The following is a 14,889-nucleotide window of genomic DNA, read 5'->3' on the forward strand; positions in this document are numbered from 1 at the left end:
CTTGCATTTTGTATTAGTAATCTTAGGGGCATTGTTAAAGCCATTGCCACCGCAAACCAGTTAGTTGCCTTTGTTGGCTAAGTGATCGTCTAAGCAGCAATTACTGTGATATAGTTTTATTTGAACGCTTTTTATTTTTTAATATCAGTAAAAAAAACCATCCTAAATTAACCTTTATCGTTATGAAATCTGTTTTAACTCTATTGTTCCTGTCGCTAACTGCGATGGTGAGCGCGCAAAATGTTTTAACCGGCAGTAGAAAGCAGCTTTTTGATTACGACTGGAAATTTTCGCTTGCTCAGGAACGAACAGCAAGCCAGCCCGATTTCAATGACACTAAGTGGAGAACGATTAATTTACCTCATGACTGGAGTATAGAGGGACAAACAAAAGCTGATAATCCATCGGGAAATGATGGGGGATATTTCCCAGCAGGAACCGGTTGGTACCGAAAAAAATTCTTGATTCCGACGGCAATGAAAGGAAAAAAAATATCGGTGTACTTTGAGGGGGTTTATATGAATTCGGAGGTTTTTATCAACGGAAAATCATTAGGTGTACGGCCTTACGGTTATTCTGCTTTTGTTTACGATATAACTCCCTACCTTAACTATAATGGTGACAATATTTTGGTTGTTAAGGCTGATAACTCCCGGCAAAAAAATTCGAGGTGGTATAGTGGTTCAGGCATTTACCGGCACGTATGGGTAACGGTGACGGATGCCGTTCACATCGGAAATTGGGGCACGGTGATCACAACAAATAACATAAGTAAAGCCTCGGCAGAAGTTGAAATAAAAACCATTTTAAAAAACGAGCTGCCAACGCCTCAAAATATCAGCTTATATGCAGTATTAACAGCTAAAAACAAGCGCCAGGCAGGCAATACAGTAATTCAAGTTGCCTTAGCGCCCAACGAAACAAAAGAGTTCATTCAAAACGTTGTCATCAAAGATCCGTTGCTTTGGTCGCCAAACCATCCTGATCTTTACAAGGTGCGTATATCGGTAAAACGAGGCTTTAAAATTATTGATGAAACCTTTAACGACTTTGGTATACGTTCGCTTGCTTTTAGTACCGAAAACGGATTTCAACTAAACGGGAAGAAAATCATTTTAAACGGCGGCTGCGCCCATCATGATAATGGCATATTAGGCGCCGCCGCTTATGACCGCGCCGAAGAAAAAAAGGTTGAACTATTAAAAGCAGCCGGATTTAATGCCGTCAGGACTTCCCACAATCCGCCTTCGGAAGCTTTTTTGAATGCCTGCGACAGATTAGGACTTTTAGTGATCGATGAATCATTTGACGGTTGGCGCCAAAGCAAAACAGCGTATGATTATACGATGTATTTTGACACATGGTGGCAACGGGATGTAGAGACAATGGTGTTACGTGACCGCAGTCATCCTTCCATTTTTATGTGGAGTATCGGCAATGAGGTCATCGAAAGGAAAAAGCCGGAAGCAATTGCGACTGCTACAATGATGGCAAAATTTATTAAAACGCTGGATACAACGCGCCCAATAACTTCTGCCATGACCACCTGGGACAGCGAGTGGGAAATGTTCGACCCTCTTTTTGCCGCTTATGATATTGCCGGGTACAACTATCAATTATACCGTGCCGCCGACGATCATAAGCGTATACCATCAAGGATTATTGTACAGACCGAATCTTATCCGAAGGATGCTTTTGACAATTGGAAATTATCTCATGAAAACAGCTATATACTGGGAGATTTTGTGTGGACCGCCATCGATTACCTGGGAGAATCAAGCATCGGCCGCTACTTTTATCCTGGAGACCCTACGGGCCAGCACTATGAAAAGCCGCTATTTCCATGGCATGGTGCCTATTGTGGTGATATTGATCTCACCGGCTGGAGAAAACCCATATCGCATTACCGGGAGTTATTGTATAGTGATAAAGAAGAATTGTACCTGGCGGTGAAAGAGCCTAATCCGGCAAGTGGTCCAATCAGTTTAACATCCTGGGCGGTTTGGCCAACATGGGAAAGCTGGACCTGGCCGGGGTTTGAAGGCAAAGACATACAGGTTGAAGTTTATTCAAAATATCCGGCAGTACGGTTATATCTGAATGACAAACTGTTAGGAGAACAGCTGACAGCCGAGGAGCAACAATTTAAAGCGACTTTTACAATACCTTATACGCCCGGCGTAATAAAAGCGGTAGCCGTAAAAGACGGTAAAGAGGTGGAGACGCGAATCCTTAAAACAGCAGGCAAGGCAGCCGGAATCAAATTGATTGCCGATAGAAGGGCACTGTCTGCCAATGCACAGGATCTGTCGTATGTAACTGTTGAAATTGTTGATGAAAATGGACGACCTGTGCCTGATGCCAATAACCAGCTTTCTTTCAACATTAGCGGCGAGGGGACAATAGCAGGTTTAGGCAACGCTAATTTACAGGATACGGATCCTTACATAGGCAATCAACATAAGGCCTGGAAGGGGAGGGCTCTGGCTATCCTAAAAAGTACACAAAAACCTGGAAAGTTAGCATTGCAGGTTAGTTCCCCAGGGCTGAAAACTGCATCCTTAATTATGAATACAATAAGCAGGTGATGTAATTTTAAAATGCCATTTGAGCCCGATTTACGGCTTATCGTGCATTAGAAACTACCAAAGCATCGATTGCAACGGGGCCGCCGCCGCGGTTAATAACGCTTATCGTGTGGCTGCCCGTTGTTAGCTTGTCAATCCGGCATACAACCTGCTGGCTTTCGTAGGTTGTTGCTGACAGGCCGACCGTTTTCCTGGCTTTTCCGTCTATCAGCACCTCTATTTTTCCTGAGCCTGCTTGCTTAGGCGCAATTACAGAAATACTGTTTCCAATGAAGTCAAAGCTCCATTTCGCGCCGGGTGTATTGCTGGTAGTCAAATCGTTGTTAAAGTCTCCGTCATTTAGATTACTTTGTCTGAACCACCCACGTGCCATTTTTACCCCAGGGTCGTCATCATTTATCCAGGTTTTATCATGGGTGATACGCAGTATGCGGTATAGCGATGCAAGAGTGGCATTACTGATGCCGTTAATGGGTTTCAAATAAGCCGGTGGGCTTATGGTTAGCCCTTGTTCATCTTGTACAAATGGCAATGCAATGCCTGCGCCCAATAATTCAACTTTCGACACTTTGCCTAAGGTTGCGCCATTTGTTTTTAAAGCCTTTAATTTAACTGGCGCATTCTTCCATGTGGTAGTCAGAGTGGCGTACAGCTTTCCTTTATTGCGGGTATAATAAACGGACGTGTCACCATAAACCTCAAAGGGGCGGGAGCCATATATTGCTTCGCCATTTATTTTCAGCCAGGCGCCTATATCTCTGGCAGTTTGAATAACTTCAGCATCCAAATTGCCGCGGCCGTGTTGTGTTAAATTAAGCAAAAGGGTACCATTGCGGGAAACGTTTTCCATCAGAATTTTAACAATCGCAGGGGCATCCAGGCATTTTTGCCCTGTCTGGTAATGCCATTCCGCAATGGATTCTTCGGTTTGGAACGGGTAGGCTGAAATTTCCTTCTCAATAACTTTTTCTGAGCTTTTAACCAGCGAATGTTCAACAAATGGTAGTAACTCCTTACTATTTTGGAAACTATTATACTGGCCGCCAACGCCCTTTAAGTTTACTACCGCTTCCATTTTGCCGTGGTTCCATTTAAGCGATTTGTTGTAGTAATTAGCAATTAACTGCGGGGCCAGAAACCCCAGCCCCATGTGTACGCCCAGGTCAACCTGCGAATCGCCGGCATGTTCATCAAAATAGATCACATCAGGATGGTATTTGGTAATGGCATCATCCACACGCCACATAAACTGGTTGGCAAAGGGAGAATGCAGGGGATCATCTTTACTGGCGTGCACCGGCCCGTAAAGATCAACCGGGTCCATTCCCTCCCACCATTTTCCTTTACCGTCGGCAATCGTCTGTAATCCGTCATAAGGCACATCTTTTAGAGGCCCGTTTTGATCACTGGCATACTTTACCGGCATAAACTGCCCCCAGGTACGTGGTGGCGTATTATGAAACCCTATGCCAAAGCGGAGTCCGTGTTTTCTTACTGTTTTTTCCCAAATGCCCACGATATCTTTTTTAGGGCCTACATTTACCGAATTCCATGGTTGGTATGCAGAATTCCAGTTATCAAAATTATCATGATGCACACCCATTGCCATAAAATAACGGGCGCCCATGGCTACATATAAATTCATCAATGCTTCGGGATCCCACCGGTCTATACCCCAGTTATGGGCTATATCCTTATAACCATATTCAGACGGGTGGCCAAAAGTTTTAACATGAAACTTGTAAACAGGCGAATTTTCCTGGTACATTTTGCGCGAATACCAGTCGCCTTCTTCCGGCATCGATTGCGGGTCCCAGTGCGACCACGCGCCAAATTTCGCTTCGCGCCACCAGTTTGGTGCCAGATAATGTTCGCTAATATCCTTCCAGTCGGGCTTAAAAGGCCCCGAAGCTACGGGAAGGACTGGTAAATTCCAGATATCAGGCGGCAATTTTAAATTATCGCCCATGGCAATTTCGTCTAAGTTAACGGTAATGTTATCAGTAATGAGTGTGATGGCCACTGTTGTACCGGCGTCAATTTTAATATTGGTGATTGCGTTTAGGAACGACAGGCTCAAATTACCTGATGAGTGTATATTGAACTTTTTCTTTACCTGACCGTTAACAGCTACCGCTATCAAGCCCACCCCGGAAGAGGAATATCGGATCGCCAATTTTTGGGCAACCTTTATATTTTTAAACATAACGCCATCGCCAGGCCTGCTCAACGTAACAGCATTTCCGCCAGATGCGGAGTTGGCTACTACCTTAACAGCACTACCTATCGGCGATGCGGCTTCTGCCTCGTATATCATGGTGGTACTATTGGCACTAAAACAACTTGTGCCCGGTTGCGCTGATACCAAGCCAATAAAAGAGCTGCAAACAAAAAGGAAGGCAAATAATTTAGGTTTCATACTCTGTAATTCAATCAAAATGGCCGGAACTTGGCTATTCAAAAAATATAAAGATAAAATATTTTGATCACCAAATCACACAATTCGGTGATCATCACGTAGAGCCATTAACACAATTTATGGCTGCCGGTACTTCAAAGCATAGCAATTCATGGGTTCATTTAAACCGGACACCTCATGTCCGGTTTCGTTACAAACGAACAAAACCTAAAAACCTTATAATTCTTTATTTATCAATATATTAGTAATTTGGAACAACGATTGAGTTGTTGTATTACTTGAATTTCTACATTTTACATATCAGCTTTTATGACCTGATTTCCGTGGGCACCTTGTTCACCGGGCTAACGCTTGCGTTGCTTTTAGGATTCGCAAAAAGGCTTGACCACACAGCTAACCTGTTTTTAAGCGCGGCTTTACTCGTAATTACCTGGAAGACCGGTGGATTAACAACGTTGTTATTGCCAGCGCTGGGGCCGCTACTGTATTTTTATATACGCCAACTAACCGCCCCCGGGCATCGGTTGCGCCAAAAAGATGGCCTGCATTTTACTTTGGTATTGGTGGGGTATTGGATGCCAGGCTGGTTGGTTTTAACATCGGTCGTTGTATATGTGTACCTGTCGCAACAACTGATAGTGGGTTTTTACAGCCGCCTACGGCCGGTATTGATGGATCGGCCACGTTATGCTTTCCGGTGGCTGGAGAAGGTCTGTTTATCCTCGGCTTATGTTGCGTGTTATCGGCTTTCAATACTGTTTTTTACCTGATGGTTACCATCGTGCTCATCGCAATGGCTGCGGAAGCTTTGCTGAAGCAGGATACGGATAGGCAATTGACAAAGCCGATAAGTGATAGGTCGGATGCAAGAGAGAAAGGCCGGCGATTAAAGGAAATTGTGGCGGCGAGCCGGTTTTACGAGGATACTGAACTAACGCTGGCCACCCTTGCGCTGAAACTGCATATCCATCCGCATGACCTGTCCCGTATGATCAACCAGGGGCTGGAAAAGAATTTCAATGATTTTATTAACGAATTCAGGGTACGGGAAATTGCCCGTAAGATGCGCGATCCGGCCAATGACCGGCTTACACTACTTGGCATCGCTTACGACTCAGGATTTAACTCCGAAAGAACTTTCCATCGCGTTTTCAAAGAGATAACTAACAAGACCCCTTTGGAATACAAAAACAAGCTGAGAAAAAAACTGCCAATTGATAAGTTGGCAACCCAACAGATCAAAACATTTGATGGTAAAACATACACTGTTGCCGGCGTGGTAAAAAATTACCATTACAAACCTTTAACAGAAAAGATAGGCCCGCAGTTTTTTACGATGGATACGGCAAACAGCTACGGTATGGTATACATTAAGATCAAACCCGGTACGGAAAAGGCAAGCCTGCAATATATCGCAAAAACATTTAAGCGCCTCTTTCCCATGAACCCGTTCATTTATGCTTTCAAACAGGAACAAAACGAACAAAGTTATGCTACCGAAGCCAGGTGGAAGCAGATCATCCTGTTCAGCGCCGTACTGACCATCTTTATTTCCTGTATCGGCTTATTTGGTTTATCCGTTTTAGCTGTTGAAAAGCGTGTGAAAGAGATCGGCGTGCGCAAAGTACTTGGCGCATCGGTCAGCAGTATTGTTACTATGCTGTCTGTCGATTTTTTAAAGCTGATTTTCATTTCACTGGCCATATCGGTTCCCTTTGCGTGGATTGCTACCAGCCAGTGGCTGCAACATTATCCTTACCGTATCCTGCTTGGCTGGTGGTTATTTGTGTTGGGCGGTGCATTGGTAATCATCATCGCCCTTGTCACCATTAGCTTTCAATCAATAAAAGTAGCAGTTACTAACCCGGTTAAGAGTTTAAGGAGCGAATGAGCTAACACCTAACTAAACTCCAGTTTCTTTTTGCGGTAGTGATCAATCACTTTTGATTTGAGCAGGTGAAAAAAAAATGGAGACAAACTTTGGTCCTGAAGCAATTCCTTTTTTTGCCAGAGTTTGAGCAGCACATCCATGATCATTTCTTCGGCCAGGCTGGCGTCGCCCATATACGTTAATGCAAACCGGAAAAGCTGGTAGAAATAACGTTCAAATAGCTGGTCGAATGCCCGAGCGTCGCCATTCCGCCAGTTTTGCAGCAGTTGAGCATCAGAAACATCGGAAAAACATTTGGCCATTGCGCAAAGTTAGCCGCCTCAAGTTAAGGGATTGTTAAGCTTGGGTTGAGCCTATTTACTCCCTTAGTTTTTAAAATCCAATTCATCTATTCCCAACATCTGACACTTTTGGGCTTTATAAGTTTTCTTAATGTTTAATACTTTTGGTCAGAAAGGAAATTCTGTCGATCACTACGCCAGGGTCCACAGCTTTGATGAACAACGTGTGCTTACCGGTACTCATTTGCGGTAGGTCAATAATTGATCTCACATAATTATTTCTGATTCCCTGATTTCGATTTGATCCATTCTCATCTTCTTTTCCGTTCGATCCGGGAACTTCAATCATGCTTAGTTGTTTATTATCCAAACCAACAACTACACGAAGCTGCATTCCGGGATAAATCCGAAAGGTTGGCATAAAATCAATCGTCACGCTTGTTTGCCTATCGTTGGCGATAAAGTCATATTCCAATTTTGGTGCCGACGTATCTGAAGGTTCCCAGGATGCATTTAAACTGACAGGTTTTAATGCCATAGCTTGTCCAGTATTCCCAAGCCCAGGTACTGTTACCCATTTTGCTGTGCCAATGCCAGACTGGCGGTTTGCTGACCCTGCCGGGCGGATAACTTCGGGCTCAGCTGATTTTCTGGAAGTATCAGGCTGCCTGATTTCTCCCCATGGCCATGCCACTTGGCTGTTCCAGGCTGGTAAATTTTTACCGGTTATTGTTCCAGGCATCATATATCGCCATTTCCCACCTGCCGTTTTATTGTTGAATAGATCTATCTGTTTTTCTAAAAAGGTTTTTAATTTTTCAATTTCGGCTTCATTTTCCTTCTGATTCAAGCCATACACTTTCGCTCTGTCATGCATGAAAATTAATCCTGTTGAAGTTAGAATTTTCGCCGGAAGTCCAATCATCTCGGTGTACGCATCCTTATATTCTGATGGAATTCTGTCGGCAATTATTTTTTCTTTCTTCATCAACATCTCATAGGCAGACTGAAGCTGGCTTGCATTTTGGTCAGAAAGTGATACTGCCCAATCACGATCCATCAATTCAGGCTTCCTGACGGTACCTAAGCGGTAGAATTCTGTTAACAGTTCGCTAAGCGAGGGGATTAGATCAGCATTGAAATGTTCCGTAAGGAACGACTTTAAAAATTGGGGCTGTGCATTTGCCTGCTGTGCCTCGGGTTTCCAGGCGAGTTTGGAGAAATAATCGATTCCTAACTCCATCGGTTTAATATCCCCTACATTAATCACCCATATGTTACGTGCCTGATTTTCCCATGCCTTATGGAATTCTTCCCACATTAAAGCTGGTGAAGTAGTATTGATCCAGGTATAAGAGTGAGGCCTCCCATAATAGGACAGGTGCCAATACAGGCCGCTGCCCCCTGAACGTTCTCTTTCCTGTGGACTTGAAAGACGCCGGATATAACCAAAGTTGTCGTCTACCCAAATTAGCGTCACATCATCAGGAACCTTAAGCCCAGCATCGTAGATAGGCAGGACTTCTTTATAAGGGACAAAACACTGTGCCACTTTTCCCCATTCTTTACTTGCATATTGTTTAATAAGCCCCCGCTGATCTTTTAATACCTCTTCAACCAAATTTATCCTTTCGGAAATACCATTTGGTGGAGCTTCCATTCCACGGTCGTGTATACCACGGATACCGACTGTCCATACCGACTCGCCATTACCTCTTTCCATAGCGGTTTTTTGCCATGTGCTGTAAATCGTATCCCGGTTTATGCTATAATTCCATTTTCCCCTTATCTTTTCATCCCAATGCACATTATTATACAGCATTGGTTCACAATGAGACGTTCCTGTTACAATCCCATAACGCTCTGCCAACTGCCAGTTTTCGGGAATGCTGCCAAACTCTTTTGTCACTTCGTGCATTGCCGGCCACAGATAGTTCAACCTCAGACGCAACATCAGCTCAAATACTTTTTCATAAGTTTTAGGCCCTATACTTCCTAAATCTTTCTCAAACGTGTTACGGGCCCATTGGTTTAAGCCCCAGTCTTCATCGTTGATAAAAATACCGCGATATTTAATGGTTGGTTCATCCCAGGTCGGTTTTGAAACAGAGATCGTTAAAATTTTACATTGTTTGGTAGGAACATCCGCCCACCAATACCATGGCGATACGCCGATTTGCCTGGAAAGTTGCAGCAAGCCATAAGCAGTACCCCGCCTATCGCTGCCTATAATCACAAGAGCTTTTTTTACGCCCGGAACCGGATTAACCACGATCTGCCATAATGATGCCTCCCAATGCCCCTGGATCTTCTCAAGATTATGAACTTTTTTAGCAGCTATTAACCGGTCAATAAGTTTACTCCTTCCTATCGTGCCGACAATAATTGCTTCTGAGGCCGCTGCATCTAATCCGCCAATCCTGGGCATACTGCCTGTTACGCGTTTTACATCGTCAGTAAAAAAACCGGCCACCAATTTCACCGTCGGGTACTCATCCTCATCAATTATAACAGGAGCGGTCGTCTTATAACTTACCAAAGAGATGTCAGTCGCTGACGAAGCCGGAGCATTCTTAACGATGATATTCTGGGCATTCACTTTAATTACCAGAAAAAAGAAAAAGGATAAAACTACAAGATGGGCTTTATATATCATATAGATGCAGATAGTTTTTTATATTTATCATCAAAACAGGTCAGTTAGGATGGCCTTAATTGAACAATGGTTTTGTATGCTTAGTCATCAAACGAATATGTACACTCTTATATCCTTTACTGAAGTTTCCCAAAGTACAGCGTCTTTGTTATATTATTCATGAATATCTTCAGAGGCTACCATATGCCGTTTTAATTAATTGGTTTGCCTTTGTCAGGCATCTTTCTAAAAAGTAAACTTAAGAAAATTAATAAAAATGTCAAATATACAATTGTCTATATAGGTTGATTTTAACTATTGAAATAAGGGCTTAATTTATAGTGATTTTGTAGGTTTAAATATTACAACCCATCATAATTCTTTAATTGGAATAGGTCATCAATTACAAGAATATAATAGTAAATGAGTAATGACAGATCTGCTTTAAAATCTTATTAAAAAGCCTTCAGGAGATCAGAAGGCTTTTTTAATTTTCACACTATTGTAACAAGGTATGAGTTTATGGTGCAGACTGTAGATATCGAAGCATTTCCTACTTCATCGGCATTTAATAGCCTATTTAGACTTATCATTTTTCAAGTTCAATTTTGCGTTTGGTCATATTCAAAGCCGTCCGGAATGGTCAATAGCGTCAACAAAAAGGGGTATGGTTTTATTTATCGCTAATAGAAAAAGGTTTCGGTTATGATTTTACCTTCCTCTACACCAAAAACGGCAATTTCCTCCACCTGCAATCTTTGCCCATTTTTCATGGTCATGTCTCTGCCCATAGATACACTAAAGTAGCTGCCTCCAACTACCGGTTCGCTGCAAAAGAAGCTGTGCACTTCTGCTATAAGTTCCTGCCTGGCATTTGACTTTGCTAAAACCGCCTTAATTCCTTTGGTTATAGTTGGTACACCCATCGCCAAAGCATGTTCAGGTTCAGTGCAAATAATGTTGGCACTATAAAACTGTCCGTAAATTTCTGCCACTTGCCTTTTTTGAAAAAGGTCATAATAACGATTCGCTAATTCTTGACTTGTCATTTTCTGATTATTTAGTCATACAAAGGTATCCGGCGATTCAATACTTAAAGTATTAGAAAGTGTTATATATTTGCTCAAACGTATTTATTTGAACGAATGGATGCCTTAAGTACCATATTAGACACAACCAGGCTTAGAAGCGTAGTCTATAGCAAATTCCCACTTGCTGCACCGTGGGGGCTTGACATTGTTCAGGATGAAAATTCGCAATTTTGGCGATTGGTGAGCGGTAGTTGTACTATTGGTTCACCCGACGGCCATGTTATAGAATTGGCGGAGGGCGATCTGGTATTTGTGCCTCATGGAAGCGCCCATTGGATAGCCGATAAAGCTACAAGTTTACGCATGCCATCACCCGAATTTGTTAAGGCCCGCAGAGCAGGAATACCTGTTTTTAATACTGGCGGCGAGATAACTACCCTTATAGCGGGCCATTTTGAATTTGACTATCAACCTTTGCACCCTTTTTTAAAGGACTTGCCCTCAATTATTCATATCAGGCAATATGTGACAGAAAATGAGATCTTACTGAGGCAGGTTACCCAATTAATGCTGGAAGAACTCAACAACGAGAGACCGGGAAGCAGCGTGATGCTGAAATGCTTGTCGGAAATTATGTTTATTAATATCATCAGGGCTTATTTAGAACAGACTATGCCCAGTAGTGGTTTTCTTTCGGCATTAAACGACCCGAGGATCAGCAAGGCTTTAAAATTGATGCAGGACTCACCTCAAAATGATTGGACGCTGCAATCTCTTGCATCCGAAATTGGTATGTCACGTTCCGTTTTCTTTAATCAGTTTAAAAAATTAGTACACGAAACACCGTTGAGCTACCTTACCAACTGGCGCATCAGGCAGGCCCAAAAGTTATTATTGACAGATAACAGCAATATATCCGAAATTGCCGCTAAGGTCGGTTACCAGTCGGAAGCCGCTTTTAACCGGATCTTTAAATCAAAAATTGGCCAGACACCCGCCTTGTACCGAAGAAGTAAGTCTTTTAAGTGATTTTTTCGCAAATGGTTTTGGTTATTATCTGATTCTTATTTGTTAGGCCCGTTTTTTATTCTGAATTGCGGACTGTTAAGCGGTTTAATTTCAGGAATGAATATCAGGCTTTTTTTACGAATTCTGATTTGAGCGCCATCGCGCCAAAACCATCGATCTTACAGTCAATATTGTGATCGCTATCCACCAAACGGATATTTTTGACCTTGGTACCAGCTTTGATGGATTGGGAGGTTCCCTTTACCGGCAGGTTTTTAATCGTCACTACCGTATCGCCGTCCACCAGGATATTGCCGTTGCTGTCTTTTACAACAAAACCTTCCTCAACTGTAGTCTCTTCCGCAGCTTTCCACTCATGCCCGCATTCCGGGCAAACCAGCAAGTCTTCAAGTTCATAAGTATAAGGCGATTGGCAGATTGGGCATGGTGCAAGTTCAGTCATAGCAGTAATTTATTGAGGCGCAAAGGTAATAAATCTTAATCCCTGAAGAAATTGAATAAGCACGGCGGGCTATTTTAATACAACAAAAATTTATGAATATGGAAATGGCTGGTCCCAAAGATCAAAAAGTGGTAAGTGATGAACAGGCCATCCCGGGTATTTTTGAGCCAGGAAAAGAAGCCGCTGACCAGGAGAATGATTTGTAAACTATTTCAGCTTGAAATATCGCTTTACCACAAAAAAGCCCATTTCAATAAAAGAATGAGCTTTTACTTTTTCTGCGGTGGCAACTGGGATCGAACCGGTGACACAAAAATTTTAAGCACTTTTCCAACTGGTCTAACCTTACCGTCAACTCACCTACGGCAATCAATTGTTCACGTAAATTTAGCCTGGGGTATATTGCGAGCCTGGGCAAGGTTATAGCTTTCTTGTGCATGAAGCCAAACTCCGGCTGTGGTATGATTGAGGAGTAATGTGTTGGCGAGTTGATTGATGAACGTTTTAACATTATAAAAGTCTGTGATTGTTGTCACAGACTTTTATAATATCATCTTGTTAGATCTGTTATTAACAGTGGGTTATTCGTTTTTTGCCTTTCAGTTAATTCCTTTGCGGTATATATCTTGTTTTTTATATCTATATATTCCTGCGAGGTAATACCGAATAACTGCAAAAATTTAACTTTTCCATGCGGCGTATTTATCTCTCCCATTTCGGCATCCGTAACAAATGTAAAAGCCGTAATATCGGTTTCTGTTTCAGATCTGATAGGGCCATTTGCCGACATGAAGTGAAAATCATCAAACCCCTTTCCTGATTCGAAAACATACTTTGCAATATTCTGGAGAAAGTTAACCGCCCATATTGGTTTTTCGGGATCATCATTAAATGGCAAATGTCTAAAAGTTATTTCAAATCCGAAGCCGCTATATTCATCATCAATAGCATCTTCGTCGTAAAACAAATTACTAAAACCTATTGTCATAAAATGAAAATGAGCATCTTGCCTTGTACTGTTGTAACATTCGACAGCCCATAACGGATCTTCACCACCCAATTCGTAAGGCACGATGGTTGCATAATGAACAGGTTCCTGTTCGCCGTAAATTTCCTTTTGTTTTAAACTAATCGCATCAAGGCCCGGAAAATCATTTTCCGAATATCGTTTTTTATACTTCCTTTTTTTCAAGAATGAGTTGAGCATTTTTTTACTGATCGTAATGAAACCCGCATTGTAAAAACAGCGCATTTTTGATCTTATCCTTTCGTTCCTGATACCTGGTAAACCAAACGGTACCACTGCTTAAATTTACAACATATTGTACAATATGACAATATTATTTTGCAGCTTATGCGGTCGGTTATTCCAATTAACATCCAATTAAACAATTAAAAGTTAACAATACGTCAACAAGCAGATATAGCGGTTTCCGCGAAATGCTCAAACACTGTGATCGGAATCTACATTTCCAGTATGTGGCTACCGATAGCTGGTTTTCTTCAGTGGAAAACATGAAATGGGTAAAAGAAGAACTTAAGCGTAACTTTGTGATGGCATTAAAGAGCAATCGTAAGGTAGCCCTAAGCCAGGAGAGCAAACAAAAAAAGGAATATGTAAAATCGAATCGTTACAGCCGGGACAGCAAACCGTGGAGGTTTGGCTTCCAGAGCTGGATTATCCGCTGTCGCTGATAAGGTAAGTCTTCAAAAACGAGGACGATACAGTGGGCGAGCTGTACCTGGCTTGTAGCGATTTGACTTTAACATACGAACAGATTACTGCGATCTACAAAAAACGGTGGGGAGTAGAAGAATATCATAAATCAGTAAAAAGCAATGTTGGTTTTGCCAAGTCACCAACAAAAACAGTAGGTACCCAAACCAATCATTTTATCCTTTCCATCATCGCGTACGTCAAAATGGAATGGCTAAAACAGCGAACTGGGCATAATCATTTTGCGATGAAGGCTAAAATATACCTGGCCGCACAAAAGGCTGCCTACCTTGAGCTTAAAAAGTTATCAACACTTAACGCCGCTTGAACCTACATCTTTCAGACCAATCTTGCGTAAGGTGAGTTAATAAATAAGTTAAAGATAGAAGTCGAAAAATATCCTGGCTTTTCTCTCATTTGTTGGCCTTATTTTCAGTCTGCGACTTTTAGGTTAAGACCGATAGTGATAAGCCTAAATATGATAGCAAGCGCCCTGAAAAAATTTGAACTTATTTAGAAAAGCCCTTCAGTAAATTAACCCACCAAAGTATTACACCATAATAAATACTATTAAACTAAACTGTTATATATTAAGTATATCAGATCAACCGACTTGTCTTTTTATAAATATACCCCCTAAAAATACTGAAATACCCCCCCTGGTTTAATTCAGAATTGGCTTACTTCGGGTAACCAATTATTATATACAAACAATTATAGGTACTGATGTGCTGTGTGATAAACTAATCAATCTATTTGATATCCGGTTTATTATAATTATTGGGATTATGTTTCTATCCTTTTACCGGGGAATTCTATAAATGAAATTTTATAGAATGTGTAGAATGAGTAACTA

The 14,889-nt window shown here is 41.9% G+C and carries 12 protein-coding genes; 6 read left to right on the forward strand and 6 right to left on the reverse strand.

The window, feature by feature from the left end; translation table 11 throughout:
- The first annotated feature begins 182 nt into the window (after nucleotides 1-182).
- Nucleotides 183-2,588 carry a glycoside hydrolase family 2 TIM barrel-domain containing protein gene (locus MUCPA_RS09230; RefSeq protein WP_008505948.1) on the forward strand — a complete coding sequence of 802 codons (2,406 nt, stop codon included), beginning with the start codon at nucleotides 183-185 and terminating at the stop codon, nucleotides 2,586-2,588.
- Nucleotides 2,589-2,625: 37 nt separating this feature from the next.
- Here the strand turns inward: MUCPA_RS09230 and MUCPA_RS35850 are convergent, their stop codons facing one another.
- Nucleotides 2,626-5,007, reverse strand: coding sequence for an alpha-L-fucosidase (locus MUCPA_RS35850; RefSeq protein WP_050982057.1), 2,382 nt, complete (start codon nucleotides 5,005-5,007; stop codon nucleotides 2,626-2,628).
- Between the two features lie 278 nt (nucleotides 5,008-5,285).
- On the opposite strand from MUCPA_RS35850, the gene MUCPA_RS09240 reads away from it, so the two are divergent.
- A complete protein-coding gene (locus MUCPA_RS09240; RefSeq protein WP_040625805.1) occupies nucleotides 5,286-5,777 on the forward strand; it encodes a hypothetical protein in 492 nt (163 codons plus the stop codon).
- A complete protein-coding gene (locus MUCPA_RS09245) occupies nucleotides 5,705-6,898 on the forward strand; it encodes a helix-turn-helix domain-containing protein (RefSeq protein WP_169316163.1) in 1,194 nt (397 codons plus the stop codon). The genes MUCPA_RS09240 and MUCPA_RS09245 overlap by 73 nt, the downstream gene beginning before the upstream one ends.
- Before the next feature lie 8 nt (nucleotides 6,899-6,906).
- Here the strand turns inward: MUCPA_RS09245 and MUCPA_RS09250 are convergent, their stop codons facing one another.
- From MUCPA_RS09250 to MUCPA_RS35860, 3 genes are all read right to left on the reverse strand, one after another.
- Entirely contained in the window at nucleotides 6,907-7,200 is a 294-nt protein-coding gene (locus MUCPA_RS09250) for an RNA polymerase sigma factor (protein ID WP_008505951.1), read from the reverse strand.
- A gap of 127 nt (nucleotides 7,201-7,327) precedes the next feature.
- Nucleotides 7,328-9,835 carry a glycosyl hydrolase 115 family protein gene (locus tag MUCPA_RS35855; RefSeq protein WP_008505952.1) on the reverse strand — a complete coding sequence of 836 codons (2,508 nt, stop codon included), beginning with the start codon at nucleotides 9,833-9,835 and terminating at the stop codon, nucleotides 7,328-7,330.
- Between the two features lie 662 nt (nucleotides 9,836-10,497).
- Complete coding sequence (locus MUCPA_RS35860) at nucleotides 10,498-10,863, reverse strand: SnoaL-like domain-containing protein (protein ID WP_008505954.1); 366 nt, start codon at nucleotides 10,861-10,863, stop codon at nucleotides 10,498-10,500.
- A gap of 96 nt (nucleotides 10,864-10,959) precedes the next feature.
- On the opposite strand from MUCPA_RS35860, the gene MUCPA_RS09265 reads away from it, so the two are divergent.
- Complete coding sequence (locus tag MUCPA_RS09265; protein ID WP_008505955.1) at nucleotides 10,960-11,874, forward strand: AraC family transcriptional regulator; 915 nt, start codon at nucleotides 10,960-10,962, stop codon at nucleotides 11,872-11,874.
- Nucleotides 11,875-11,977: 103 nt separating this feature from the next.
- Here MUCPA_RS09265 and MUCPA_RS09270 read toward each other — a convergent pair whose 3' ends face one another.
- Together MUCPA_RS09270 and MUCPA_RS09275 are read right to left on the reverse strand one after the other, a co-directional pair.
- Entirely contained in the window at nucleotides 11,978-12,316 is a 339-nt protein-coding gene (locus MUCPA_RS09270) for a zinc ribbon domain-containing protein YjdM (RefSeq protein ID WP_008505957.1), read from the reverse strand.
- A gap of 550 nt (nucleotides 12,317-12,866) precedes the next feature.
- Nucleotides 12,867-13,523, reverse strand: a complete 657-nt coding sequence (locus MUCPA_RS09275) for a suppressor of fused domain protein (protein WP_040627247.1) — start codon at nucleotides 13,521-13,523, stop codon at nucleotides 12,867-12,869.
- 176 nt (nucleotides 13,524-13,699) lie between these two features.
- Between MUCPA_RS09275 and MUCPA_RS35865 the strand changes: the two genes are divergently transcribed.
- Nucleotides 13,700-14,011, forward strand: a complete 312-nt coding sequence (locus MUCPA_RS35865) for a transposase (RefSeq protein ID WP_262493002.1) — start codon at nucleotides 13,700-13,702, stop codon at nucleotides 14,009-14,011.
- A gap of 32 nt (nucleotides 14,012-14,043) precedes the next feature.
- A complete protein-coding gene (locus MUCPA_RS35870) occupies nucleotides 14,044-14,361 on the forward strand; it encodes a transposase (protein ID WP_050982059.1) in 318 nt (105 codons plus the stop codon).
- Nucleotides 14,362-14,889 lie beyond the last annotated feature (528 nt).

Source organism: Mucilaginibacter paludis DSM 18603, assembly GCF_000166195.2.
GTDB classification, from domain to species: Bacteria; Bacteroidota; Bacteroidia; order Sphingobacteriales; family Sphingobacteriaceae; genus Mucilaginibacter; species Mucilaginibacter paludis.

Bases quoted from the DNA above. Each gene is read 5' to 3' on its own strand.
- MUCPA_RS09230 (WP_008505948.1), top strand. From the start codon at position 183: ATGAAATCTGTTTTAACTCTATTGTTCCTGTCGCTAACTGCGATGGTG.
- MUCPA_RS35850 (WP_050982057.1), bottom strand. From the start codon at position 5,007: ATGAAACCTAAATTATTTGCCTTCCTTTTTGTTTGCAGCTCTTTTATT.
- MUCPA_RS09250 (WP_008505951.1), bottom strand. From the start codon at position 7,200: ATGGCCAAATGTTTTTCCGATGTTTCTGATGCTCAACTGCTGCAAAAC.
- MUCPA_RS35855 (WP_008505952.1), bottom strand. From the start codon at position 9,835: ATGATATATAAAGCCCATCTTGTAGTTTTATCCTTTTTCTTTTTTCTG.
- MUCPA_RS35860 (WP_008505954.1), bottom strand. From the start codon at position 10,863: ATGACAAGTCAAGAATTAGCGAATCGTTATTATGACCTTTTTCAAAAA.
- MUCPA_RS09265 (WP_008505955.1), top strand. From the start codon at position 10,960: ATGGATGCCTTAAGTACCATATTAGACACAACCAGGCTTAGAAGCGTA.
- MUCPA_RS09270 (WP_008505957.1), bottom strand. From the start codon at position 12,316: ATGACTGAACTTGCACCATGCCCAATCTGCCAATCGCCTTATACTTAT.
- MUCPA_RS09275 (WP_040627247.1), bottom strand. From the start codon at position 13,523: ATGCTCAACTCATTCTTGAAAAAAAGGAAGTATAAAAAACGATATTCG.